Raw genomic sequence first — 21,354 nt, forward strand, 5'->3', positions numbered from 1 at the left:
GTGACCTGTTGAAGATTACGGCAGCGGCGGCAGCCGTTCGGCAAGCCCTGCCGTCATGGCATCGATGAACCGGGCAATGCGCTCCGGCACAAAACGCTGCTGACGATGCACCACCATGAAATCCATGCGCGGCGTATCGAAACCGGGCAGGATCTGTTGAAGCCTGCCCTGAGCCAGCGGGTTTTGTACCTGCCACCAGGAGCGATAAACAATGCCGTGCCCGGCCATGGCCCAGGCCGTCACACTCTCGCCGTCATTACTGCTCATCGTGCCGCTGACCCGGACGCGATGTTCCCGTCCATCGCTTGTAAAACGCCAGTCATCAAAGCCGGCCTCGCGCTCGCGAACCACCAGACAGTTATGATCGACCAGTGCTTCGGGCGTGGACGGCCAGCCGGCGCGTGCAAGATAGTCCGGCGAGGCACAGGCAATCCGACGACTGGCCAGCAGCCGTCGGGCCCGCAATCGTGAATCCGGCACGGGCCCCACGATGATGCCGAGATCCAGATCGTGTGCCAGCAAATCGCGCGGATAATCACTTAAATCCAGTAACACCTCGACGTCAGGATGCGCGCGCGTGAACTGCTCGATCAATGGCGCCACATGAGCACGGCCAAAGCCGAAGGTCGCGTTGACCCGTAACTGGCCGGACAGGGCATGGCGCTGCGCGCCCAGTGAGGCCTCCAGTTCATCAAGCTCCTGAAGCAGCGAGGCACCCCGCTGCAGATAGCGCTCTCCCTCCCCGGTCAGGGCCAGACGTCGCGTTGTGCGGCGCATCAGTTGAACCCCCAGACGCTTTTCAAGCTGTGCCAGACGCTTGCTGACCGCCGACAGCGATAGCCCCAGCGCCTGTGCGGCCTGCGTCATCGACGTATGGCGGGCCAGCACCTGAAAAAAGTGCAGATCACTGATGGCCTTCATGATGACTCCTGTCGATTATTTACTCATGTTCAATAATCAATTGCGTGATGACCTGATTATAAACGCTGGACAATCCTCTAGAGTAATGGACATCGTGGACGCCCTGCCGGAGCCTTTCATGCTCGAGATGTTCAAGACCTTTGACCTGAATGTGAACGGCGTAACCCTTCATGGGTGCGCTGGTGGTGAGGGCACCCCTCTTCTGCTGCTGCACGGTCATCCGCAGACGCACGCCATCTGGCACCGGGCGGCACCAGGGCTCAAGGATCACTTCCATGTCGTCATGGTGGATCTGCGCGGCTACGGCCACTCCTCAAAACCGCCGAGCGACGTCGAACACAAGACCTACAGCAAGCGCGTCATGGCCCTGGATCTGGTCGCGCTGATGACGGCGCTCGGATTCGAGCGCTTTGCCGTACTGGCCCATGACCGCGGCGCCCGTGTCGCCCACCGCCTGTGTCTGGATCATCCCGAGCGCGTCGAGCGCGCGATGTTTCTCGACATCGCTCCGACGCTTGAGATGTACGAGCGCACCGATCGGGCCTTTGCCAGCGCCTATTTCCACTGGTTCATGCTGATTCAACCGGCACCGCTGCCCGAGCGGCTGATCGAGGCCAATCCGCGCGCCTGGATCGATGGCGTGATGGGCAATCGTCATGCCGGGCTCGCCCCGTTTTCAGATGAAGCCCTTGAGGCCTATCGCGAGGCGATGGCGCTGCCGGGCACGGCGCACGCCATGTGCGAGGACTACCGCGCCGCCAACACCATCGACCTAGAGCATGATCGACTCGATCGTGATGCCGACCATCGCATCCAGTGTCCGCTCAGGGTGCTGTGGGGCGAGCATGGCGTGATCGAAAAACTGTTCGATCCCATGGCCCTCTGGCAGGCCTGCGCTCTCGAGGTCAGCGGGCGCGCCCTGCCCTGCGGCCACTATCTGCCCGAAGAGCGTCCCGATGACATCATTGATGAGGCGCTGACATTCTTTAATGCCCCTGCGGGCGCTGTTTGATGCTGACAAGGAGAGATTCATGAGCCACAACATTGCCGTTATTCCCGGCGACGGTATCGGTGTTGAAGTCATGCCCGAAGGCGTGCGCGCCCTTGAGGCCGCCGCTCGACGTTTTGATCTGGACTTCAAATTTACCGATATCGACTTTGCCAGCTGCGACTATTTTGAGCGCCACGGCAAGATGATGCCCGATGACTGGCGCGACCGCCTGGGCGGCATGGACGCCCTGTTTTTTGGCGCCGTGGGCATGCCCGAGCGCGTGCCGGATCACATCTCGCTTTGGGGCTCGCTTTTGCAGTTTCGTCGCGCCTTTGACCAGTACGTCAATCTGCGCCCGTGCAGGCTGATGCCGGGCATCAAGAGTCCGCTGGCGGGACGCGCGCCAGGCGACATCGATTTCTACGTGGTAAGGGAAAATACCGAAGGCGAGTATTCAAGCGTCGGCGGTAGAATGTTTGAAGGTACCGATCGTGAAGTGGTGATTCAGGACACGGTCATGACCCGCACCGGCATCGATCGCGTATTGAAGTTTGCCTTTGAACTGGCCAAAACCCGACCGCGTCAAAAGCTGACCTCTGCAACCAAGTCCAATGGCATCTCGATTACCATGCCCTACTGGGACGAGCGCGTGCTGGAGATGGCCAAAAGCTATCCTGACATCAGCGTCGACAAGTTCCATATCGACATTTTGACCGCCAACTTCGTGCTCCATCCGGACTGGTTTGATGTGGTGGTGGCCAGCAATCTCTTTGGCGATATTCTCTCGGATCTGGGTCCGGCCTGTACCGGCACCATCGGCGTGGCCCCATCGGCCAACATTAATCCCGAAGGCCATTTTCCGAGTCTTTTCGAGCCGGTACACGGCAGCGCGCCGGATATCTTCGGCCGTGGCATTGCCAATCCGATCGGTCAGATCTGGTCGGCAGCGATGATGCTCGAACACCTTGGCCACATCGATGCCGGCAAGGCCGTGGTGGATGCCATCGAGCGCGTACTGGCAGCAGGCCCGAGTGATGCCCCACTGACACCGGATCTGGGCGGGCGAGGCACGACCAGTGAGCTGGGCGACACCATTGCCGAGGCGATCAAGACCGGCTGACCGTCCGACGTCATGACAGCGCCACCGCGGTCATGAAAAACGGCCATAACAAACAGGGCCGCATCACTGTCGTGATGCGGCCCTGCTGTCATTCTCGCGCAGAAGATCAGATCGTGAAGCGAACCACCGACTGATACAGGCGCCCGGACTGCTCTTCCAGCGACGAAGCGGCCGCTGCTGCTTCCTCGACCAGTGCTGCGTTTTGCTGGGTGACCTGATCCATCTGACTCACGGCCTGGTTGACCTGCTCGATACCGCTGGTCTGCTCCTTGGAGGCCGCTGCAATCTCGGCCATCAAATCGTTGACCCGACGCGAACTCTGCGTAATGGTCGACATGGTGGTATCAGCCTCGTCCACCAGCGTGGTGCCGCTGGCCACCTGAGCGACCGAGCGCTCGATCAGCGCCTTGATATCGCTGGCCGCAGTGGCCGAACGGCTGGCGAGCTGTCGTACTTCTCCGGCCACCACTGCAAAGCCGCGTCCCTGCTCGCCGGCACGGGCGGCCTCAACGGCGGCGTTAAGCGCCAGCAGATTAGTCTGGAAGGCAATGCTGTCAATCATGGTGATGATTTCGCTGATCTTGCTGGAGCTTTCGCGAATCTCACTCATGGTCGCCACAACTCTTTGAATCACTTCACGGCCATTGTCCATCTCACTGGATGCACTCTGGGACAGACGCGTGGCCTGAGCGGCATTATCGGCATTCTGGCGCACGGTGGCCGTCAGCTCTTCCATGCTGGCCGCGGTCTCTTCAAGCGAGGCCGCCTGCTGCTCGGTACGTGCGGACAGATCGTTGTTACCGGCAGCGATTTCACGGGCGCCGACGTCAATCGATTCACTCGCCTGGCGAATGCTGGCGATGGTATCAGCCAGCTCTGAGCGCATATGCTCAATATGATAAAGCAGACTGGTCTGATCACCGTTTTTCAGCTCAAGACGTGTGCCCAGTCGGCCATCAGCAATTTCACGCACGCAATCGATTGCGTAGGCAGGCTCCCCGCCCAGGCCCCGATAGATATTGCGGGTCAGCAGCAAAAACGCCACCGTCAGGGCCGCCCCTACCGCCGCCAGCAGAGCAACAAACTGGAAAAGCTTGGCCATGAAAGCATGCTGGATATCGTTGGTGTATACCCCGGCTGCGAGGTTGATCTGCCAGGGCGCGAAGCGCTCGACGTAACCCAGTTTGGGCAGCAGTGTGTCACCGGTGGCATCGCGGGAATCATATTTCACAAACCCGCTACCGCCGGACAGTGCCTTGTTCAAAAGCTCGGTATAAACGGCTACCCCGTTGGGATCGGTATAAGTCGACATATCTGCGCCGGCATCACGACGCGGGTGATAAAGCACGCGCGCGCTGTCATCAAAGGCGAAAATATAGTTTTGACGGTCATCGCCAAAGCGCAGGCCGCCCAGCGCATCCAGTGCCCGACGGCGCGCCTCATCCATGGTGAACTCGCCGGCACTGGCGCGCTCGTGATAGCGCTCGAACAGCGTCTGGGCCACGCCCACGGTTGCCTGAAGGCTGCGCTGGCGCTCCTCAAACATCATGCCCCGCGCATTCCAGGCCATGCTGGTGACGAGTACCAGCATGCCGATCCACATCAAGGCCAGAATGGCGAACATTTTTTTTCTGAGCGTCCAATTGCCAAGGCTGAAGCCTGCGCGACGACGCTGTGTCGCTTTCGCATTGGGTTGAGAGCCCGAATGCTCTCCCGATGTCATTTCCGTCCAGCCTGCCTGCGACGCCATGTGTTTCTCCCTTCGGACTTCACGTCCATAACCTGCACCATACCGGCGCGACCCAATGCACAACATCGGCCGACAGGAGCTAGACTTGAGGTCGCGTCGGAAGGTATATCCACCCGGTTAAAAGGAGAATCACATGCCTGACATGGCAGATCTGAAGGGGTTATTGGGCAGTCTGGCCACTGCCATGGGCGGCGACACAGGAATACCGACAGGTTGTCAGGCCGTCAAGGATTTTGATCTGGCGCGCTATCTGGGGCTTTGGCATGAAATCGCCCGACTGGATCACAGCTTCGAGCGGGGGCTCAACAGGGTCACGGCCCATTACGCGATGCGTGACGATGGTGGCGTGGCCGTGACCAATCGGGGCTTCAACCCCAAGGATCAGCAGTGGGATGAAGCCGAGGGCAAGGCCTTTTTCGAAGAAGATGCCCATACCGGGCGTTTTCGAGTGTCCTTCTTTGGCCCCTTTTACGCCGGCTACAACATTCTCTGGCTGGATGAAAACTACGAGCATGCCATTGTGGCCGGACCCAACCACGGATTTCTCTGGCTGCTCGCACGCTCATCAAGCATTACCCCCGAGATGTACAAACACATGCTCGAGATGGCGCGCGGCAATGGTTTTAACACCGACGCGTTGATACGCGTCTCCCACGACATGTCAGAGGCATGACATCAAGCCGGTTCAGGGCACCAGGATACCGGCTCTAAAGACCCGCCAGATGCTGGCCAGACGCTGGTCGAAGGTTGACCGGTCATACAAAAAGCTCTCGCTGAAAAGACCGTCGATGATGCAGTAGGTCATGGCGATGAAATCGCCCTCATCAAGATCCCTGCGCAGCACGCCCTGGTCGATGCCCTGCGCATGGGTTCTTTTCAACAGCGCATCGATGGCGCTTTCGCTCTCGCGACTGATGCGCTTGAGCGGCGTCGCAAGCGATGCTGGCGGAAACAACAGAAAACGCTTGTAGAACACGCCCTTGCCGGAATCAAAAATGAAATCGCTGCAGGCCTGAAGCAGGGCCTTGAGGCGCGTTTCCACCTCTTCATGACGCACAAGACTCTGCTCGATCACGCTCAGCATCTCGGCCTCGACATCTGCCACCAATGCCATGAACAGCGCTTCCTTGCTGGCAAAATGGTTGTAAAGCGACGGGGTGCGAATGCCGGTCCCGCGCGCTATCGCCGATAGGGGCGTGGCTTCATAGCCCTGTTCGGCAAAGAGCTTGAGGCCGATTTCCCGAATACGTGCTTCGGTACTCATGAAGGTATTCTCTCCCTAAAAATGGCCAGGGGTTGCTGTCTCGCCTGCATGCCTCTAGACTAACTAACGATCGTTAGTTCAAGCAACCCCTGTCGTAAGGCACTGCCGGCAGGAAGAGAGGGCTCATGACTTCAAAATGGTGGCTGATGCTACCCGCCACGCTGTGCGAGATCGGTTGGGCGCTGGGCGCTAAATACGCGCAAGGCCCTGTCGAGTGGCTCGCCACGCTGGTGCTGGTGACGGTGAGTCTGGGATTGGCAACATGGATGGCACGCACGCTGCCCACCACCACGGTCTACACCGTCTTTGTCGGCCTTGGCGCGATGGGTACCGTGGTCGTGGACATCGCCTTTCTGGGCGCGCCGTTCAATGTCCTGACGCTGATGCTGATCGTGACCCTGCTGATCGGGGTGGTGGGTCTCAAGCTCTACTCTTCCCGTCAGAAGGAGGTGTCATGTACTGGTTCGCACTGATTGTCTCGGGGCTCATGGAAGTCGTGGGCGTCACCGGCATCGAGAAGTTCAATCGCGGCTCACGCCGGACAGGGCTTGCCATGCTGGTGATTGGCTTTGGACTCTCACTGGCATTTATCTCGTTTGCCATGCGCGAGATCAGTCTGGGCATTGCCTACGCCGTGTTTACCGCCATCGGCACCGTGGCCAGCGCGCTGTTGGGCATGCTGTTCTGGGGCGAATCGAAAAGCCCGATCCGACTGGGCTTTATTGCCCTGATCATCGCTTCGGTGGTCGGGCTCAAGCTGGTTTCCGGCGGCCAGTGACGCCACCCATCCAGCGTCACTGCGTCTCCCGTGCCCAGGCCAGCAACGGCCGGGTGCGCGCATGCATGTCCAGTCGCGCCTTGAGACGCACCATATTCCAGTAGTGCCCGTTGAGCGTGCGCGAGAGCAACATGGTATCCGCCGGCGGTTGCAGACGATCCATGGCCGACCAGACCCGCGGACTGATCTCACGCAGCCGATAGTGAATGCGCGCATCGCTGAAGTCCTGCTCGCCGGGCTCAAACAGGGGGCGCATGGCCGCAGCCGATTCGCGATACAGCGCCAGCGGCGCGCCCTCGCCCTGACGTCCCCCCATTGAGCGCAGCGCCTCGTCCATGCCCATCGGGTCATCGTCGATCGCCGCCCCGAGCAACAGCATCATCGAGCGAAGCCGCGCCTCGGGCACGCTGATCACCGCCCCCAGGTCATAGACGATCAATCGACCTTCGTCATCGGTGGCAAAATTGCCGGCGTGCGGATCGGCGTGCAGTTCGCGATGGGTGAACATCTCCTCGGTCAGCCAGTCCCCCAGATTGGCCGCAAGGCGCTGACGCACCTCGTCCGCCATCGTTTCGGCTTCCCGCATCGGAATCCCGGGCAGATAGCGCATGGCGAGCACGCGGTCGCCGGAATAGTCCGCCAGCGGATCGGGAAAGCGCAGCCCGTCGTTGTCAGCGTAGCGCGAGCGATAGCGCTCCAGCGCCTCGAACTCGGCGCGGTAATCGAGCTCCTTGCGCAGGCTGTCGGCAAATTCATCGAACATGGCATCCAGTCGGGCCTGAGGCACCTTCATCCAGCGCATCAGCCGCATCATGCGCCGCACCTGCACCAGATCCTGCTCAAGCACACGCTCAAGGCCCGGATACTGCACCTTGAGCACCAGCGTCTCGCCATCATGGGTGGTGGCGCGATGCACCTGACCCATGGAGGCGCTGGCAAAGGGGGTCGTTTCGATATCGGCAAAGACCGCTTCGAGATCGCCAAATTGATCCACAAGGGTACGTCGAATGTCCTGCCACGGCATGGGGCGTGCCTGGCGCTGGAGCCGGGCCAGCTGCTCTGCCAGCGCCGGCGGCAGCAGATCGTCCCACTGCGCCATGATCTGGGCCAGCTTCATGGCCGGCCCCTTGAGCTCGGAAAGCTCATTGAACAGCTGCTCGCCCAGGGCCTCCCAGCCCGCATCACGCCCCATGCGCGAGCGCAAAAGGGCACCACCGGTACGCGCCCCCATACCCAGCATCCGTCGGGTTCTGCCTCGCTCTCTCATTCACGTGACTCCTTTCGGACGTTGAGGGTCCAGCATTGAAGATGACGTTGCACGCCGCGCCGCCCTGTTCATGGCTCACATCCAGCGCTCATCAGCCGTAAAACAGACCGTGAACCAGCGCTGCTCCGGAGCAATACTCAGTGCCGCACCAATCTGGGTGCGCACGTCGTCCAGCGTCGCCACGCCGGCATGCGCTGCAAACTCGGGCGTGGTCAGAATATGAATTTCGATAAAGTTGCCGCGTCCGGTACGGGCCACATGACTGTAGTAGTACCTGAGCCCTTCTCGCTTCATGACACTTTCCATGACGGCGTGCACCTGCTGATCCAGCTCGCGGGGCGCCATCAGCAGCACCTCCTTCATGGCCCGAATCACGATACCGATGGGAACGGGCAGAAAGCACAGGGTCAGGATTGCCAGCAGCACCACGTCCACATAGGGCGTGTAGATGACCCAGGCCGTACGCTCCAGCACCAGCGACAGCGCAAAGGCCACGATCAGCGCCAGGGTGATCAGCCCGGCCATCAGCCAGCTCTGGGCATCGATACGGATGAAGACCGAATCAATGCGCGCGTTGACGCGTCTTTCCATGCGGTACATGACCAGACAGATGACGGCCACTACCACGGCGTATCCCAGTGCCGGCCCAAAGGCCAGCGAATGACCGCCCTTGATGATGCCCTGTATGGCATTGAGAAAGGCATACAGGCATAACAGCGTCAGGATTCCGCCATTGAGCGCGGCCACCAGCGGCTCCAGATGCCAGAATCCATGCTGAAATCGGTTACTCGTCTCACGCATGGCCAGGCGGGCCACAAAAAGCGACAGCGCCGACATGACCGAATCGATGGCCGAGAACATGCCATCAAACAGAATGGACTCGGAGCCCGACAGCAGACCGAAGGCAATTCCCAGCAACGACACGCAAAGCGTGGCCGCGATCGAGCGCTTCAGCGTTTGCTGCTCCAGACGAGCGTCCATGATCATTCTCCGGCCCTGCTTTCAGGGCCATTTGGCAAAATCGCCACTTTCAGCCGCATTCTTTAGCACACCATCCCGCGGTCGCAGGCGTTAATACAGCCATCCTGTCGTACACTACGATCAGATAATGGCAAAGGACCGGAGGGCCAACATGTCACTGAGCGATTATTTTGCGGAGTTCATTGCCACCAATGAGATGACAGTGTGGTCGGATTGTGACGCATTGCCAGAGGTATCGGCGGTCGAGTATGCGCCGGGCGCCATGGCGCTTGTGCCGAGGGCCATTGAGGGATCACCGGAGGCCACCATCATCTCGGCCGGCATTCACGGTGATGAAACGGCACCGATCGAGCTGTTCGGCGAACTGCTGGCCGCCCTCGATGCCGGACAGCTTCGCGTTGGAGCTCCGACTCTGCTGATCATGGGCAATCGACGCGCCATTGCCGCCGGGCGGCGCTATATCGACACCAACCTCAATCGGCTCTTTCGCCGTGAGACGCTGCTTCAGGATGACCATCGATTCGAGTGTCAGCGCGCGCTTGAACTGATGCACGCGGTGGACCGTTTCATGAGTGACGTCGTCAAAAATAACGATGCAGGATCGGTGCTGCATCTGGACATGCACACCGCCATTCGCGACAGTCGCTACCCCCGCTTTGCCGTCGAACCCTTCAGCGAAACCCCGACACCGGATGCCGTCTGGCAACAGCTGGCCAGTGCCGGCCTGCAGGCCGGGCTTTCCCAGCATCAGCACAGCTGGACCTTTTCACACTACACTCGACATTATCACGGCGCTCAGGGCTTCACGCTGGAACTGGGACGCGTCGCGCCTTTTGGCAGCAACGATCTCGAACCGCTTGCCCCGATGCTGGATCTACTGCGCGCGCGCATCGCCGGCACCCATGACAGTATCGCGAACCAGAGGCCCCTGGTGCGCTTTGTCGTGACCGATGAAATCATGCGTAAAAGCGATGATTTCGAGCTGTGTTTCGCCGACGACATTGCCAACTTTACCGAGTTTCCCCCGGGGAGCTGTCTCGCCCGGGATGGCAACGACGGCGAGTGGATCGTCAGGGAAGCACCGGTACATGTCGTGTTCCCCAATGCCAATGTCGAACGCGGCGCCAGGGCACTATTGCTGGCCCGCCCTCTGGCTTCAGAGTATCCTGGCACACAATGATCCCATCAAACGGGCGCGTATCGGGCGGGCCTGTTAACATGCGCCGCCAAACACCTCGGGCCGCCAGAGTAAACACGGCCTGTCGCATGATTTCATACCACCAATGACAACATTCAGGAGAGTGCCTTGGCCGACGCCTCCATTCCGCTGATCGTCAGCGACATTCACAAGCGCTTTGGCGACAATGAAGTGCTCAAGGGCATTTCGCTGGAAGCCAGAAAGGGCGACGTTATCACCCTGATCGGCGCCTCCGGCTCTGGCAAGAGCACCTTCCTGCGCTGCATGAATCTGCTTGAACGCCCTGACAGTGGCGACATCATCGTTCACGGCGAGCCCATCAGCTTTCGTCAGACCCGTCACGGTCGCGAACCTGCCGACCGAAGTCAGCTCGAGCGGATTCGCACAAGGCTGTCGATGGTCTTTCAGAGTTTCAATCTCTGGGCGCACATGACGCTGATTGCCAACGTCATCGAAGCCCCTGTTTACGTTCGCGGCATTCCAAAGGCCCGGGCAACGGAACAGGGCATGGCGCTTCTCGAGCGCGTCGGGCTTGCCGACCGGGCGCATTACTACCCGGCGCAGCTCTCCGGCGGCCAGCAGCAGCGCGGCGCGATTGCCAGAGCACTGGCCATGGAGCCGGAGGTCATGCTCTTTGACGAGCCGACCTCGGCGCTCGACCCGGAACTGGTGGGCGATGTGCTCAAGGTCATGCGGGAACTGGCTGACGAGGGCCGCACCATGATCGTGGTCACCCATGAGATGGATTTTGCCCGCGACGTCTCCAACCAGGTGGTTTATCTGCATCAGGGCATGGTCGAGGAACAGGGCCACCCCTCCGAGGTGCTGAATCAACCGAGTTCGTCCCGCCTGCAACAGTTTCTCGCACCGCGCGGGCGTTAATCTCAAGGAGACTGCCATGATCGATTTTCAGGGCTATGGACCCCGTCTTCTGGAGGGCGCCCTGCTGACCCTTGAGCTGGCGGTACTCTCGCTGCTCGTGGCGGTCGTGCTGGGGCTTGTGACCGCCAGTGCCCGCATGTCACGCCTGGCCATCCTGCGCCTGCCTGCCATCATCTACACCGTGATCATCCGCGGCGTGCCCGACCTGGTGCTGATGCTTTTGCTGTTTTATGGCGCCCAGATCGGCATCAATCAGGTTACCGATCTGATCTATGAGCGCTGGGGCTGGGACATCTTCATCAATGTTGACCCCTTTGTGGCCGGTGTCATCACCATCGGACTGATCTTTGGCGCCTACATGGCCGAAACCTTTCGAGGCGCCTTTATGGCGGTTGATCAGGGCCAGGTCGAGGCGGCCGAATCCCTTGGCATGAGTTCATGGCTACTGTTTCGGCGCATTCGCTTTCCCCTGATGATGCGCCACGCCCTGCCCGGGCTTGGCAATAACTGGATGGTGCTTTTAAAGACCACCGCGCTGGTGTCGATCATCGGGCTGTCCGACATGGTACGCGTGGCGGCAGAGGCCACTCGCGCCACTCATCAGACGTTTTTGTTCATGATTCCGGTGGCACTGGGCTATCTGGCCATCACGTCACTGTCGGAAATCGTCATGCAGTGGATGAAAAAACGCTATAACGCCGGCTTCGAGGAGGCACCATAATGCAGGAGCTTCTTCAGTCGATCGCCCCCTGGCTCAGCGACAACGCCATCTTTACACCGTCGACGCTTGCCCAGTACTGGGGCGGCTTCGTCAATACCGTCCAGCTGGTCTTCATCTCGCTGGTGATCGGTCTGTTTCTGGCCGTACCGCTGGCCATTGGCCGCGCCAGCCCGATCTGGCTGCTACGCAAGGGCATCTGGCTCTATACCTGGATCTTTCGCGGTACACCGCTTTTGATTCAGCTCTATATTGCCTATTACGGCCTGGCCTTCATCCCAGGCGTGCAGGACAGTCTGATATGGCCCTTGATCAAGGACCCGCTCTACCCCGCCCTGTTGGCGTTTACGCTCAACACGGCCGCCTATACTACCGAGATCTTTTACGGGGCCATCAAGGCCATGCCTCGAGGCGAGCTTGAAGCCGCTCGCGCCTACGGCATGTCCCCCATGCTGGCCTACCGACGCATCATTCTGCCCAGCGCCCTGCGCCGTGCCCTGCCGGCCTATGGCAACGAAGTCATCTTCATGCTGCATGCCAGCGCGATTGCAAGCGTCGTGACCATTGCCGACCTCACCGGTGTGGCCTACAACATCTATTCGCGATACTACGCGCCCTTTTCAGCGTTCATCTTTGTGGCGCTGTGCTACATGGTGCTGAGCTTTTCCATTCAGGGCGCTTTCAGGCTGCTGGAAAAACGCATGCTGGCGCACCTGAAGCCGCGCTGACACACCCCTGACATCATCATGATCTCCCTTACATGCCGTTACAGCACTTGCATCCGGCAGGGAGATCATGGTGATAATCCAGCGTCGACCCGGGTCACCGGGCGGTCCTTTTAAAAAGAGAGACAATGATGAAAAGACTACTGACGGTTTCCCTGTTGGGGGCGGCGATGGCTGCCGGCTCGGCACAGGCGCGTGACTACGATACGGTCCGGATCGGTGTGGATATTCCATATGTGCCGATGGAATACCGTACGCCTTCCGGTGAGCTGGCAGGTTTTGATATCGAGCTGGGCAACGCCCTGTGCAAGCAGGCCGAACTGAAGTGTAACTGGGTCGAACAGGGCTGGGACGGCATCATTCCGGGTCTGATGTCGCGCAAGTTTGACGCCATCATGTCGTCGATGACCATCAACGACGAGCGCCGTCAGCAGGTGCTCTTCTCTGATCCCTATCTGGTGCCGCCGTCTGCCTGGTTTGCCCCCACCTCAACGTCACTGGCCGGAGTGGAGTCCAGCGATCTCAAGGACAAGAACATCGGGGTACAGCGCGGAACCGTGCAGGACAGCTACGTGACCGACAAGTTTGGGGATGTCGCCAACATCCAGCGCTATGCCAGCGCTGATGATGTCGCCGTCGACATGGAAACCGGTCGTCTGGATATCGCCTTTCTGGACTACCCCACCGGTCAGGCCGCACTGCTCAAGGGCGGCAAGTACAAGACCATGGGCGAGCTGATGACCGAGCCCAAGGAGTACTTCGGTGATGGCTTCGGGATCGCCTTTCGCCAGCGCGACGAGGATCTTGCCGAAACATTCAACAAGGCTCTGGCTACGTTGAAATCCAACGGCACCTACGACGAGATTCACGACAAGTACTTCAACGAAGACGGCACCAACGCCCCACAGGCCGGCGACTGAGCCACGAGATAGCGCCCGTCGTTATCCGCTGCATGAAAAAAGCCCCGTCATTGACGGGGCTTTTGGTTATCAGCAGGCAGGCCGGAAAATGATCAGGCCGGCACGCCGTTAAGCTCAACACCTCTGGTGCCGGGCTCTGCCGGCTCATCAACGGAAAAGATACCGCCGGAGAGCCTGCGTACTCGCTTGAGAAACAGCGCCAGTGCCAGAGCCGTCCCCAGCGCAGCCACGATGTAGGCCACGGTCAGGGGCAGTCCAAACCCGATCGGCGCCCAGGCGATGTAGGTGAAGGTGGCCATGGTCATGAACAGCGCCGGCAACAGCGTCATCCAGTAGGCCTTCTTGGCCAGAATCAGATACATGGTAGCAACCCACAGTGCGATGACCGCCGTGGTCTGGTTGGCCCAGGAGAAATAGCGCCACAGCAGTGTGAAGTCCATATGGGTCAGACCATAGGAGATCACGAACAGGGGCGCGGCCACCATGATGCGCTTCATCATCGGCCGCTGGCCGATGTGGAGGTAGTCGGCAATGATCATGCGCGCACTGCGAAACGCGGTGTCGCCCGAAGTGATCGGCAGCACAATAACACCCAGTACGGCCAGCGTTCCGCCTACCGCGCCCAGCAGATTGACCGACACGCTCTGTACCACGGCTGCCGGACCGCCCTGCGCCAGTACCTGAGAAAGGCTGTTGTCGCCGTGGAACAGGCTCATGGCCGCCGCCGCCCAGATCATCGCGATCACGCCTTCGGTAATCATCATGCCGTAAAAGATCTTGCGACCGTTGTTCTCGTTACCGGTGGTGCGCGAAATGATCGGGGTCTGAGTGGCATGAAAGCCCGACAGTGCGCCGCACGAAATGGTCAAAAACAGCAGCGGGAAGATCGGTGCGCCATCCGGATGCATGTTGGAGAAATTGAGTTCCGGAATCGGGGCACCACGTACGATCATCATGATGCCGATGCCGGCAGCACTAAACAGCAACAGTGCGCCAAACCAGGGGTAGATGCGCCCAATGATCTTGTCGATGGGCAGCACCGTGGCCAGCAGGTAATAGGCGAAGATGGCCAGGGTAATGATGGTCAGCGATACCGGCATCATGTTGGCCAGAAGGGTCGCCGGCGCCGTTACGAACACGGTCGCCACCAGCAAAAGCAGCAGCAGCGCAAAGAAATTCACCACATGCTTCATGATCCGGCCCAGGAACTTGCCAGCCAGCTGAGGCAGGTGCGCACCGTGGTTACGAATCGAGATCATGCCGGTGAGATAGTCATGCACGGCACCTGCAAAGATGCAGCCGGCGACGATCCAGATAAAGGCGACCGGGCCATACAGCGCGCCAAGAATCGGCCCGAAAATGGGGCCAACGCCGGCGATGTTTAAAAGCTGGATCAGTGCGTTGCGCTTGGTGCCCATGGGCAGATAGTCAACATCATCGCGCAGGGTATGTGCCGGGGTAGGACGGCGGTGATTGGATTCGAAAACACGTTCCACGAACTTGCCGTAGGTGAAATACCCCACTACCAGCAGCACGATTCCTGCCAGAAAGGTCACCATATCAATATTCTCCTTGACCCTTGCGTACGTCAGGGTTCGGATCGACACGATCCGGTCGCCGCCGCCAGGGTTACTGTGAGGTTTTTGTAACCCGCAGAGCTTATTCACACGCAGGAGGCGTCAACAGATGGACCTTGGTTCTATAGACCAAGGTCCTGGCCCCTGAAACATGAACTCCTGTGGCCGTTATTTGCCTGAAGTGATCGCCAGCCCCCTGACATATTGCCAGGGGGCATTGATCGACAAGACCCGGTAAAGAGGGAGCAGAGAGAAGGTCAGATGGCGGGAGACGTCAGAATACGCCGCAGCCAGACGCCACATTCATCAATGGCCTGATCGGCCTGAAGGTGCTGACCGAGCCGTCGAACAAAGGCATGAATCATGCCGTAATAGTGACTGTGGCGCGTCAGTACACCCTGCTCGGCCAGCAGTTCGGCATAGCGCACGCCCTCATCACAGACCGGATCGAACTCGGCGGTCATGACCAGCGCCGGCGGCAGGTCCGCCAGATCCTGACGCTCAAGCAGCGTATTGAAGGGATGAGTACGCGATGCCTCATCAGGCAGATACTGCTGGATATACCAGTCGCGAGCCTCACGGGTGAAACCATAGCCATGGGCATTGCGCGTGAGCGACGCAAGCCCGTCATGTTGAAAGTCCAGCATCGGATAAAGCAGACACTGCCCGCAAAGCGCCGGGCCGCCTTCATCGCGTACTCGCAGCGCCGTCAGCGCGGCCAGCAGTGCGCCGGCACTGTCACCAGCCAGCGCCAGACGCTGCGCATCTCCACCGAAGCTTCCAGCATGGCGGCCGATGTAACGCACGGCGGCTAGCGCATCGTCCGGCGCCGCCGGAAATGGATGTTCCGGCGCCAGGCGATAGTCAACAAAGGCCACAATGGTTTTTGAAGCGCGACACAGCGCGCGGCAGATCACGTCATAGGTGGCAAGCGAGCCGGTCACGAAGCCGCCACCGTGAAAGAACACCGTCACCGGTCGCGGCCCGCTCGAGCCGTGTACAAAGGGGTAATAAAGTCGCAGTGTCATGGGGCCTGCAGGGCCCTGAATGGCAAGGTCCCTGATTTCGGCCACCGGATAGGCCAGCGGCGGACGCTGAAGCTTCAGGTTGGCCTGATCGGCGACGGCACGACGCTGGGCAGCACTCATGGCACTGATATCCGGCGCCCGTTCGGCCGCCTCCTGTAGCCAGCGTTCAAACTGCGAATCCAGTGGCATATTCTCTCCCATGACGTGACTGCAAGCCATCAGCGTAACCTGAATGGAGCCGCGCGTCGCGATGACGCACAATGGAGGGTCTGTTCGCCACAGTCATGGTCGTGAACACGGACTCACTTTTGTTAATGGTTGCTCATGAACACACGCGCACTTGTCTCCTTCCCCGCCCTTGTGGCTGCCCTGCTGCTGACCGGCTGTGACCGTACACCGAGCATTGAACTGGCGCAGGGAGAGGCGCAGGGAACGACCTATCACATCAAGTGGTGGGGTGAGGACGCCCCTGCCCGCAGTGACATCGAAGCCGATCTGACTCGGGTGCTCACAAAGATCGATCAGGACATTTCGACCTACCGGGAGGATTCCTGGATTTCACGTTTTAATGCCAGTCGCACTACCGACTGGCAGCCAGCGCCTCCCGAGGTCATTCACCTGCTGCAGATCGCCCGCCGGGTTCATGACCAGTCACAGGGCTGCTACGACCCAACGGTCGCGCCGCTGTTTGCCCTTTGGGGCTTTCAGGACGAGCACTTTCAGGTGCCCTCCGACAAGGCAATCCGCAAGACGATGACCCATGTTGGGCTTGAACATCTCGAGATCGATGCCGACGCCGGAAAAATTCGCAAGACGATCCCGGAGCTTTCCATCGATCTCTCCTCAATGGGAGAAGGCCATAGCGTGGATCGGATTGCCGCGATGCTGGAATCCCACGGCATCCAGAATTATCTGGCAGAACTGGGCGGCGACATGCGCATTCGTGGCACCAAGCCCGACGAAGAGCTCTGGCGGGTAGGCATAGAAACGCCCAGTCCGGGTGAGCGTCGTGCCGGCAATATCGTCACCGTCAAAGACCGCAGCGGGTTGTCCATTAATACATCAGGCACCTATCGTCGCTATTTCGACGACAGCGGCCACGCCTATGGCCACATTATCGACCCGCGCACTGGCACACCCGCTACCCACGATCTGGTCTCGGCCACCGTCTTTGGCCATGAGGCTGCCGTCAGTGACGCCTGGGCCACCACCATGCTCTGTCTGGGGCGTGAGCAGGGCACCGAGGTCGCCGATCGGGAAGGACTGCCGGTCTATCTCATCGAACGCCATGGAGAGAACGATTTCACCGACAGCCGCACCGGGCCGCTCAGGGAGACGGATCGATTCACGCTCCAATAAAGGCTCAACATGCGATCCCCTGTCATGAGACAGGAGGGTGCCAGGAGCTTCCTATCTAATCCGTCACTGCTGATCGGCTACTGCGCCGAATGGCTCTCCGAGTCGGCCGCATGACGCGAGGGAGCAAGCCCCTCACGCATGAAGTTGACGATCCAGTGCGCCATGACATGGTCATCGACCGGGGCATGATGCGAGGCCATGCCCTCACGAAGACGCCGGTCCGGCAGTTTCTCGCGCTTGTCGGTCATCAGATCCGCGCTGCATGCCTTCGAAAACTCGGGATGGCCCTGCACGCTCATGGCACGAGGGCCGTACTGCAACAGATAAAAGGGGCAGAACGGGCTTTCGGCCAGTACCTCGGCGCCTTCAGGCAGCTCCAGCACCTGATCCTGATGGCTAACGATCAGGTCCAGCCCCTCCTGCCAGGGCGTCATCCATGACTTGTGCCCTACCACGGCATTGAACGACACCCCCACGCCCCAGCCGCGATCGCTTTTGCCAACGCGCCCGCCAAGGGCCTGCGCCATGGCCTGATGGCCAAAGCAGATACCCACCAGCGGTCGACCCTCGGCATGAAGACGGCGAATCAGCGTCAGCAGCGGCTCGATCCAGCCATGATCCTCGTAGACGCCGGCCTTGCTGCCGGAGATCAGCCAGGCATCTGCCGCGTCGAGATCAGCAGGCAGCTCGCCCTCGTGAATGCGCCAGGTCACGAACTCGATGGTGGGGTCCACCGCCTGCAAAAGCCCCGAGTACAGGTCCGGATAATTACCATGCACACGGGCCACATGGGAGGCCAGATCATCACACTGCAGCAGACCGACTTTCATGCGCGGTTACATCCTTTTCATATCATCAGGCTCTCTGATCGAACCTTTTATCCAATGCGGTATTGAACATCATTTCAACGTCGCCTCGGCGCTGGCAATGGCGTCGAACTCTTCTTCCGGTGCCTGCGCTACCAACCGCTTGCGGCTATAAAAGCCAAACCAGGCCAGCATGAGGGCGTAGAAAAGCCCCGCCCAGAGCGCGGCCTGCAGGCTGACCACAAAGGTCGAAATAAAGGCAATAATGGAAAGCCCCAGCGCCAGCCCGGAGGTCCAGCGACCGCCCGGTGTCCGGTAGGGCCGCTCAAGGTCGGGCTCACGAGTGCGCAAAAGCCAGTGCGATAGCGTCATCATGGCGTACGAGATGGTGGCACCGAACACGGCCATGGTGATCATGAGATCGCCCTGCCCGGTCAGTGACAGCAAAAAGCCGATGACCCCGGGCACGATAAGGGCCAGTATCGGCGCCCCACGGCGACTGGTGATCGACAGTATCCGGGGAATATAGCCTGCCCGTGATAGGGCAAACACCTGACGGGAATAGCCGAAGATGATCGAGAAAAACGAGGCAATCAGTCCGAACAGGCCGATCAGGTTCACGAAGCTTGCCGCCCAGTTCCCCAGTCCATACACGGCATTAAGCGCATCCACCAGCGGTGCGGCCGAGGTACTCATGGCCTGAGCCCCGGCACCACCCGGTGCCAGAAGCAGCATGCAAAAGGCAAATACCAGCAGCACAGCCATGGCGGCAATGATGCCCCGCGGCATGTCACGCCCCGGGTGACGGGACTCCTCGGCGGCCAGCGGGACACCCTCGACCGCCAGAAACAGCCACATGGCAAAGGGGATCGCCCCCCAGATGCCCAGATAACCGTTGGGCAGAAAGGCAGAAGCGCCTGCCGCATCACCGGGAGCGATATCAAAAAGCCGCGCGCTGTCAAAATGCGGCAGCATGCCGACAATGAACACGATAATGGCGATCACGGCCAGTGCCGTGACCCCCATCATGATCCGCAATGCCTCACCGGCCCCACACAGATGCAGCCCGACAAAGACAATGTAAAAGGCGGCATAGACCAGCGGCCCGTCGAGCCCGATCAATGAGTTGACGTAGCCGCCGATGAAGATGGCAATGGCCGCGGGAGCAATGGCGTATTCAAGTAAAATGGCCGTGCCGGTGATGTAGCCGCCCCATGGGCCCATGGCCCGACGGGCAAAGCTGTAGCCGCCGCCAGCGGTCGGCAGCGATGAGGAAAGTTCCGCAAGCGAGAGCACCATGGCGGTATACATGATGGCCATCAGAATCGTGGCGATCAGCATGCCGCCAAAACCGCCTACCCCAATGCCCAGATTCCAGCCGGCAAAATCACCGGAGATCACATAGGAGACCCCAAGCGTTGCCAGCAATATCCAGCCAGCGGCCCCCTTTTTGAGCTGACGCTTTTGCAGATAATCGTCTGCCACGGCGTCGTGACGAACGCCGCTGTCGTGCTTCGTATCCTGTGTCATGACGACACCTCGCGATTGTTGTTATTGGTCGCATTGTGTGGAGCCGCCTTCAGACGGCCCATGCCCGGACACGAATCAAACGTGAGCCGGGCATTTTGTCATCATGCCCTGCATGAACGAATCAGGCGAGAGGCAGGCACGCTCGCGGCAGATTATGGAGTCTTTTTGGATATCTCGGTGTCGTGTTCGGCAATCCAGCGCTTTAGCAGATCAATCTCCTTTTGCTGGGCATCAATCACTTCACGGGCCAGCCGGCGCATCTGCTCATCGCTGCCATGCTCGAGTTCGATGCGCGCCATGTCGACCGCGCCGCGATGGTGGGCCAGCATGCCTCTGGCAAAGTCCATGTCAACGTTGCCGCTGGACTCAATGGCCATGCCGTGATGCATACGCTGGTTGGCATCATCAAAGGCCTGTGCTGCCTGGCTGGCCTCACCCGCTGTTGACGTATGCTCATCGTGCGAGACGCTGCTGCCGGCCAGTACCGGCGTTGACAGTAAAAGCCCCATGATCAGTGACATACCGCGACAGGATCCTGAGAACATCCTTTTTCTCCCTATTAAGCAATGGTGTTCACGTCACGATATCGTGACGGCGAGGCAAATCCGGCCCGCGCTGTTGGCAGGTATGCGCTGCAGCCCGCATGGCAAACTCGACCATGTCGCGCCGCTGATCCTGCGTCAGCTGTCCGGGGCCTTCGGGCGTGGCCAGTCCCTGCTCATCGAGCCATGTCAGGAGGGCCGCCATGAAGCTGTCACCGGCGCCCACGGTGTCCGTGACCCGGATCGCCTCGGGCGAGAACGACTCGCTGCCATCCTTCGTGAAAAGTGTGACGCCTTCGCCACCGCGGGTCATGATCACCATCGGGCAACGATCATTCAGCCAGCCACGGATGACCTCTTCCGGCGCCCTGTCCGGGTAAAGCGCGTCGAGGTCTTCATCGCTGATCTTGATCAGATGCGCATGGCCGGCAAAGGTATCGATACGCTCACGCCAGCGTGCCACATCAGGCTCGACCTTGAGACGAATGTTGGGATCCAGCGAAATCAAACAGCGGTCACGCTCACGCGCCACCAGAGTCTCCAGTGTTTCACTGGTCGGAGAAACGGCCAGCGCATAGGAGCCCACGTGGATGGCATGCACGGTTTCGAGACTGACCGGCAGATGCGAGGGTTCCAGCATGCGATCGGCGCCGCACTGGTTATAGAAGACGTAGCGCGGCGAGCCGTTGTCATCGAGCGTGACCATGGCAAGCGTCGTGGCGCTGCCGGGAATCTCGGTCATGAAGTCGGTATTGACTGATTCACTGGCGAGCACCGCGCGCAGGCGCTCGCCCAGCGCATCACCGGCCAGACCGGTAAAAAATGCCGATTGACGCTCAAGGCGCGAAAGCCCGATGGCCACATTCATGGGCGAGCCGCCGGCCACCGCCGTAAATGACAGCGATGAAGCGTCCGGGGCAATCTGCCCCTCATCGGAAAAGAAATCAAAAAGGGCCTCACCGCAGACCAGAAACATCAAATGCCTCCACAACCGTTT

Annotated in this window: 22 protein-coding genes; 11 read left to right on the top strand and 11 right to left on the bottom strand. The window is 60.0% G+C overall.

From position 1 onward, the window contains the following. Positions 1–15: 15 nt before the first annotated feature. The gene (locus B9H00_RS04430) at positions 16–921 is read right to left on the bottom strand and encodes a LysR substrate-binding domain-containing protein (protein WP_086899646.1); all 906 of its coding nucleotides are present in this window, start codon (positions 919–921) and stop codon (positions 16–18) included. 118 nt (positions 922–1,039) lie between these two features. On the opposite strand from B9H00_RS04430, the gene B9H00_RS04435 reads away from it, so the two are divergent. Both B9H00_RS04435 and B9H00_RS04440 read left to right on the top strand, forming a co-directional pair. Next, positions 1,040–1,933: an alpha/beta fold hydrolase gene (locus B9H00_RS04435; protein WP_086901696.1), complete on the top strand. Its 894-nt coding sequence runs from the start codon at positions 1,040–1,042 to the stop codon at positions 1,931–1,933. A 19-nt stretch (positions 1,934–1,952) separates the two neighbouring features. Beyond that, positions 1,953–3,032 (top strand): tartrate dehydrogenase, encoded by a 1,080-nt coding sequence (locus B9H00_RS04440; RefSeq protein WP_086901697.1) that lies wholly within the window; start codon positions 1,953–1,955, stop codon positions 3,030–3,032. Positions 3,033–3,138: 106 nt separating this feature from the next. On the opposite strand, the gene B9H00_RS04445 is transcribed toward B9H00_RS04440, so the two are convergent. Continuing rightward, entirely contained in the window at positions 3,139–4,782 is a 1,644-nt protein-coding gene (locus B9H00_RS04445) for a methyl-accepting chemotaxis protein (protein WP_269466851.1), read from the bottom strand. Between the two features lie 133 nt (positions 4,783–4,915). Here B9H00_RS04445 and B9H00_RS04450 point away from each other — a divergent pair, with 133 nt between their 5' ends. Next, on the top strand, positions 4,916–5,455 hold the full coding sequence (locus B9H00_RS04450; RefSeq protein WP_236944351.1) for a lipocalin family protein: 540 nt from the start codon (positions 4,916–4,918) through the stop codon (positions 5,453–5,455). 12 nt (positions 5,456–5,467) lie between these two features. Here the strand turns inward: B9H00_RS04450 and B9H00_RS04455 are convergent, their stop codons facing one another. Further along, positions 5,468–6,046 carry a TetR/AcrR family transcriptional regulator gene (locus B9H00_RS04455; protein WP_086899648.1) on the bottom strand — a complete coding sequence of 193 codons (579 nt, stop codon included), beginning with the start codon at positions 6,044–6,046 and terminating at the stop codon, positions 5,468–5,470. 125 nt (positions 6,047–6,171) lie between these two features. On the opposite strand from B9H00_RS04455, the gene B9H00_RS04460 reads away from it, so the two are divergent. Together B9H00_RS04460 and B9H00_RS04465 are read left to right on the top strand one after the other, a co-directional pair. Next, complete coding sequence (locus B9H00_RS04460; protein WP_086899649.1) at positions 6,172–6,519, top strand: DMT family transporter; 348 nt, start codon at positions 6,172–6,174, stop codon at positions 6,517–6,519. Beyond that, the gene (locus B9H00_RS04465) at positions 6,501–6,824 is read left to right on the top strand and encodes a DMT family transporter (RefSeq protein ID WP_086622090.1); all 324 of its coding nucleotides are present in this window, start codon (positions 6,501–6,503) and stop codon (positions 6,822–6,824) included. Before B9H00_RS04460 ends, B9H00_RS04465 begins: the two co-directional genes overlap by 19 nt. A 16-nt stretch (positions 6,825–6,840) precedes the next feature. Here B9H00_RS04465 and B9H00_RS04470 read toward each other — a convergent pair whose 3' ends face one another. Then, complete coding sequence (locus B9H00_RS04470) at positions 6,841–8,091, bottom strand: ABC1 kinase family protein (protein ID WP_086899650.1); 1,251 nt, start codon at positions 8,089–8,091, stop codon at positions 6,841–6,843. 75 nt (positions 8,092–8,166) lie between these two features. Next, entirely contained in the window at positions 8,167–9,072 is a 906-nt protein-coding gene (locus tag B9H00_RS04475; RefSeq protein WP_086901699.1) for a cation diffusion facilitator family transporter, read from the bottom strand. Positions 9,073–9,223: 151 nt separating this feature from the next. Here B9H00_RS04475 and B9H00_RS04480 point away from each other — a divergent pair, with 151 nt between their 5' ends. The 5 genes from B9H00_RS04480 (at position 9,224) to B9H00_RS04500 (ending at position 13,515) form a co-directional block, all read left to right on the top strand. Further along, the gene (locus tag B9H00_RS04480; RefSeq protein ID WP_086899651.1) at positions 9,224–10,252 is read left to right on the top strand and encodes a succinylglutamate desuccinylase; all 1,029 of its coding nucleotides are present in this window, start codon (positions 9,224–9,226) and stop codon (positions 10,250–10,252) included. Between the two features lie 126 nt (positions 10,253–10,378). After that, entirely contained in the window at positions 10,379–11,152 is a 774-nt protein-coding gene (locus B9H00_RS04485) for an ABC transporter ATP-binding protein (RefSeq protein ID WP_086899652.1), read from the top strand. Positions 11,153–11,168: 16 nt separating this feature from the next. Next, on the top strand, positions 11,169–11,873 hold the full coding sequence (locus B9H00_RS04490) for an ABC transporter permease (protein ID WP_086899653.1): 705 nt from the start codon (positions 11,169–11,171) through the stop codon (positions 11,871–11,873). Further along, positions 11,873–12,598 carry an ABC transporter permease gene (locus tag B9H00_RS04495; protein ID WP_086899654.1) on the top strand — a complete coding sequence of 242 codons (726 nt, stop codon included), beginning with the start codon at positions 11,873–11,875 and terminating at the stop codon, positions 12,596–12,598. The genes B9H00_RS04490 and B9H00_RS04495 overlap by 1 nt, the downstream gene beginning before the upstream one ends. Before the next feature lie 128 nt (positions 12,599–12,726). Continuing rightward, on the top strand, positions 12,727–13,515 hold the full coding sequence (locus B9H00_RS04500; protein WP_086901700.1) for a transporter substrate-binding domain-containing protein: 789 nt from the start codon (positions 12,727–12,729) through the stop codon (positions 13,513–13,515). A gap of 92 nt (positions 13,516–13,607) precedes the next feature. On the opposite strand, the gene B9H00_RS04505 is transcribed toward B9H00_RS04500, so the two are convergent. Next, positions 13,608–15,074: a carbon starvation CstA family protein gene (locus B9H00_RS04505; protein WP_086899655.1), complete on the bottom strand. Its 1,467-nt coding sequence runs from the start codon at positions 15,072–15,074 to the stop codon at positions 13,608–13,610. A 275-nt stretch (positions 15,075–15,349) separates the two neighbouring features. Beyond that, on the bottom strand, positions 15,350–16,309 hold the full coding sequence (locus tag B9H00_RS04510; RefSeq protein WP_157663177.1) for an alpha/beta hydrolase: 960 nt from the start codon (positions 16,307–16,309) through the stop codon (positions 15,350–15,352). A 135-nt stretch (positions 16,310–16,444) separates the two neighbouring features. Between B9H00_RS04510 and B9H00_RS04515 the strand changes: the two genes are divergently transcribed. Further along, positions 16,445–17,479 carry an FAD:protein FMN transferase gene (locus tag B9H00_RS04515; RefSeq protein WP_086899657.1) on the top strand — a complete coding sequence of 345 codons (1,035 nt, stop codon included), beginning with the start codon at positions 16,445–16,447 and terminating at the stop codon, positions 17,477–17,479. Between the two features lie 77 nt (positions 17,480–17,556). Here B9H00_RS04515 and B9H00_RS04520 read toward each other — a convergent pair whose 3' ends face one another. From B9H00_RS04520 to B9H00_RS04535, 4 genes are all read right to left on the bottom strand, one after another. After that, positions 17,557–18,309 carry a type 1 glutamine amidotransferase gene (locus B9H00_RS04520; protein ID WP_086899658.1) on the bottom strand — a complete coding sequence of 251 codons (753 nt, stop codon included), beginning with the start codon at positions 18,307–18,309 and terminating at the stop codon, positions 17,557–17,559. A 69-nt stretch (positions 18,310–18,378) separates the two neighbouring features. Next, the gene (gene eat / locus B9H00_RS04525) at positions 18,379–19,815 is read right to left on the bottom strand and encodes an ethanolamine permease (protein WP_086899659.1); all 1,437 of its coding nucleotides are present in this window, start codon (positions 19,813–19,815) and stop codon (positions 18,379–18,381) included. 152 nt (positions 19,816–19,967) lie between these two features. After that, positions 19,968–20,360, bottom strand: coding sequence for a CopM family metallochaperone (gene copM, locus B9H00_RS04530; protein ID WP_236944352.1), 393 nt, complete (start codon positions 20,358–20,360; stop codon positions 19,968–19,970). Between the two features lie 28 nt (positions 20,361–20,388). Next, entirely contained in the window at positions 20,389–21,333 is a 945-nt protein-coding gene (locus B9H00_RS04535; RefSeq protein WP_086899661.1) for a carbohydrate kinase family protein, read from the bottom strand. Positions 21,334–21,354 lie beyond the last annotated feature (21 nt).

The organism is Kushneria marisflavi (assembly GCF_002157205.1).
GTDB classification, from domain to species: Bacteria; Pseudomonadota; Gammaproteobacteria; order Pseudomonadales; family Halomonadaceae; genus Kushneria; species Kushneria marisflavi.

What these genes read in the sequence shown, in the direction of transcription:
- B9H00_RS04430 (WP_086899646.1), bottom strand. Translation starts at nt 921, where the DNA reads ATGAAGGCCATCAGTGATCTGCACTTTTTTCAGGTGCTGGCCCGCCAT.
- B9H00_RS04435 (WP_086901696.1), top strand. Translation starts at nt 1,040, where the DNA reads ATGCTCGAGATGTTCAAGACCTTTGACCTGAATGTGAACGGCGTAACC.
- B9H00_RS04440 (WP_086901697.1), top strand. Translation starts at nt 1,953, where the DNA reads ATGAGCCACAACATTGCCGTTATTCCCGGCGACGGTATCGGTGTTGAA.
- B9H00_RS04445 (WP_269466851.1), bottom strand. Translation starts at nt 4,782, where the DNA reads ATGGCGTCGCAGGCAGGCTGGACGGAAATGACATCGGGAGAGCATTCG.
- B9H00_RS04450 (WP_236944351.1), top strand. Translation starts at nt 4,916, where the DNA reads ATGCCTGACATGGCAGATCTGAAGGGGTTATTGGGCAGTCTGGCCACT.
- B9H00_RS04455 (WP_086899648.1), bottom strand. Translation starts at nt 6,046, where the DNA reads ATGAGTACCGAAGCACGTATTCGGGAAATCGGCCTCAAGCTCTTTGCC.
- B9H00_RS04460 (WP_086899649.1), top strand. Translation starts at nt 6,172, where the DNA reads ATGACTTCAAAATGGTGGCTGATGCTACCCGCCACGCTGTGCGAGATC.
- B9H00_RS04465 (WP_086622090.1), top strand. Translation starts at nt 6,501, where the DNA reads ATGTACTGGTTCGCACTGATTGTCTCGGGGCTCATGGAAGTCGTGGGC.
- B9H00_RS04470 (WP_086899650.1), bottom strand. Translation starts at nt 8,091, where the DNA reads ATGAGAGAGCGAGGCAGAACCCGACGGATGCTGGGTATGGGGGCGCGT.
- B9H00_RS04475 (WP_086901699.1), bottom strand. Translation starts at nt 9,072, where the DNA reads ATGGACGCTCGTCTGGAGCAGCAAACGCTGAAGCGCTCGATCGCGGCC.
- B9H00_RS04480 (WP_086899651.1), top strand. Translation starts at nt 9,224, where the DNA reads ATGTCACTGAGCGATTATTTTGCGGAGTTCATTGCCACCAATGAGATG.
- B9H00_RS04490 (WP_086899653.1), top strand. Translation starts at nt 11,169, where the DNA reads ATGATCGATTTTCAGGGCTATGGACCCCGTCTTCTGGAGGGCGCCCTG.
- B9H00_RS04495 (WP_086899654.1), top strand. Translation starts at nt 11,873, where the DNA reads ATGCAGGAGCTTCTTCAGTCGATCGCCCCCTGGCTCAGCGACAACGCC.
- B9H00_RS04500 (WP_086901700.1), top strand. Translation starts at nt 12,727, where the DNA reads ATGAAAAGACTACTGACGGTTTCCCTGTTGGGGGCGGCGATGGCTGCC.
- B9H00_RS04505 (WP_086899655.1), bottom strand. Translation starts at nt 15,074, where the DNA reads ATGGTGACCTTTCTGGCAGGAATCGTGCTGCTGGTAGTGGGGTATTTC.
- B9H00_RS04510 (WP_157663177.1), bottom strand. Translation starts at nt 16,309, where the DNA reads ATGCCACTGGATTCGCAGTTTGAACGCTGGCTACAGGAGGCGGCCGAA.
- B9H00_RS04515 (WP_086899657.1), top strand. Translation starts at nt 16,445, where the DNA reads ATGAACACACGCGCACTTGTCTCCTTCCCCGCCCTTGTGGCTGCCCTG.
- B9H00_RS04520 (WP_086899658.1), bottom strand. Translation starts at nt 18,309, where the DNA reads ATGAAAGTCGGTCTGCTGCAGTGTGATGATCTGGCCTCCCATGTGGCC.
- eat (WP_086899659.1), bottom strand. Translation starts at nt 19,815, where the DNA reads ATGACACAGGATACGAAGCACGACAGCGGCGTTCGTCACGACGCCGTG.
- copM (WP_236944352.1), bottom strand. Translation starts at nt 20,360, where the DNA reads ATGTTCTCAGGATCCTGTCGCGGTATGTCACTGATCATGGGGCTTTTA.
- B9H00_RS04535 (WP_086899661.1), bottom strand. Translation starts at nt 21,333, where the DNA reads ATGTTTCTGGTCTGCGGTGAGGCCCTTTTTGATTTCTTTTCCGATGAG.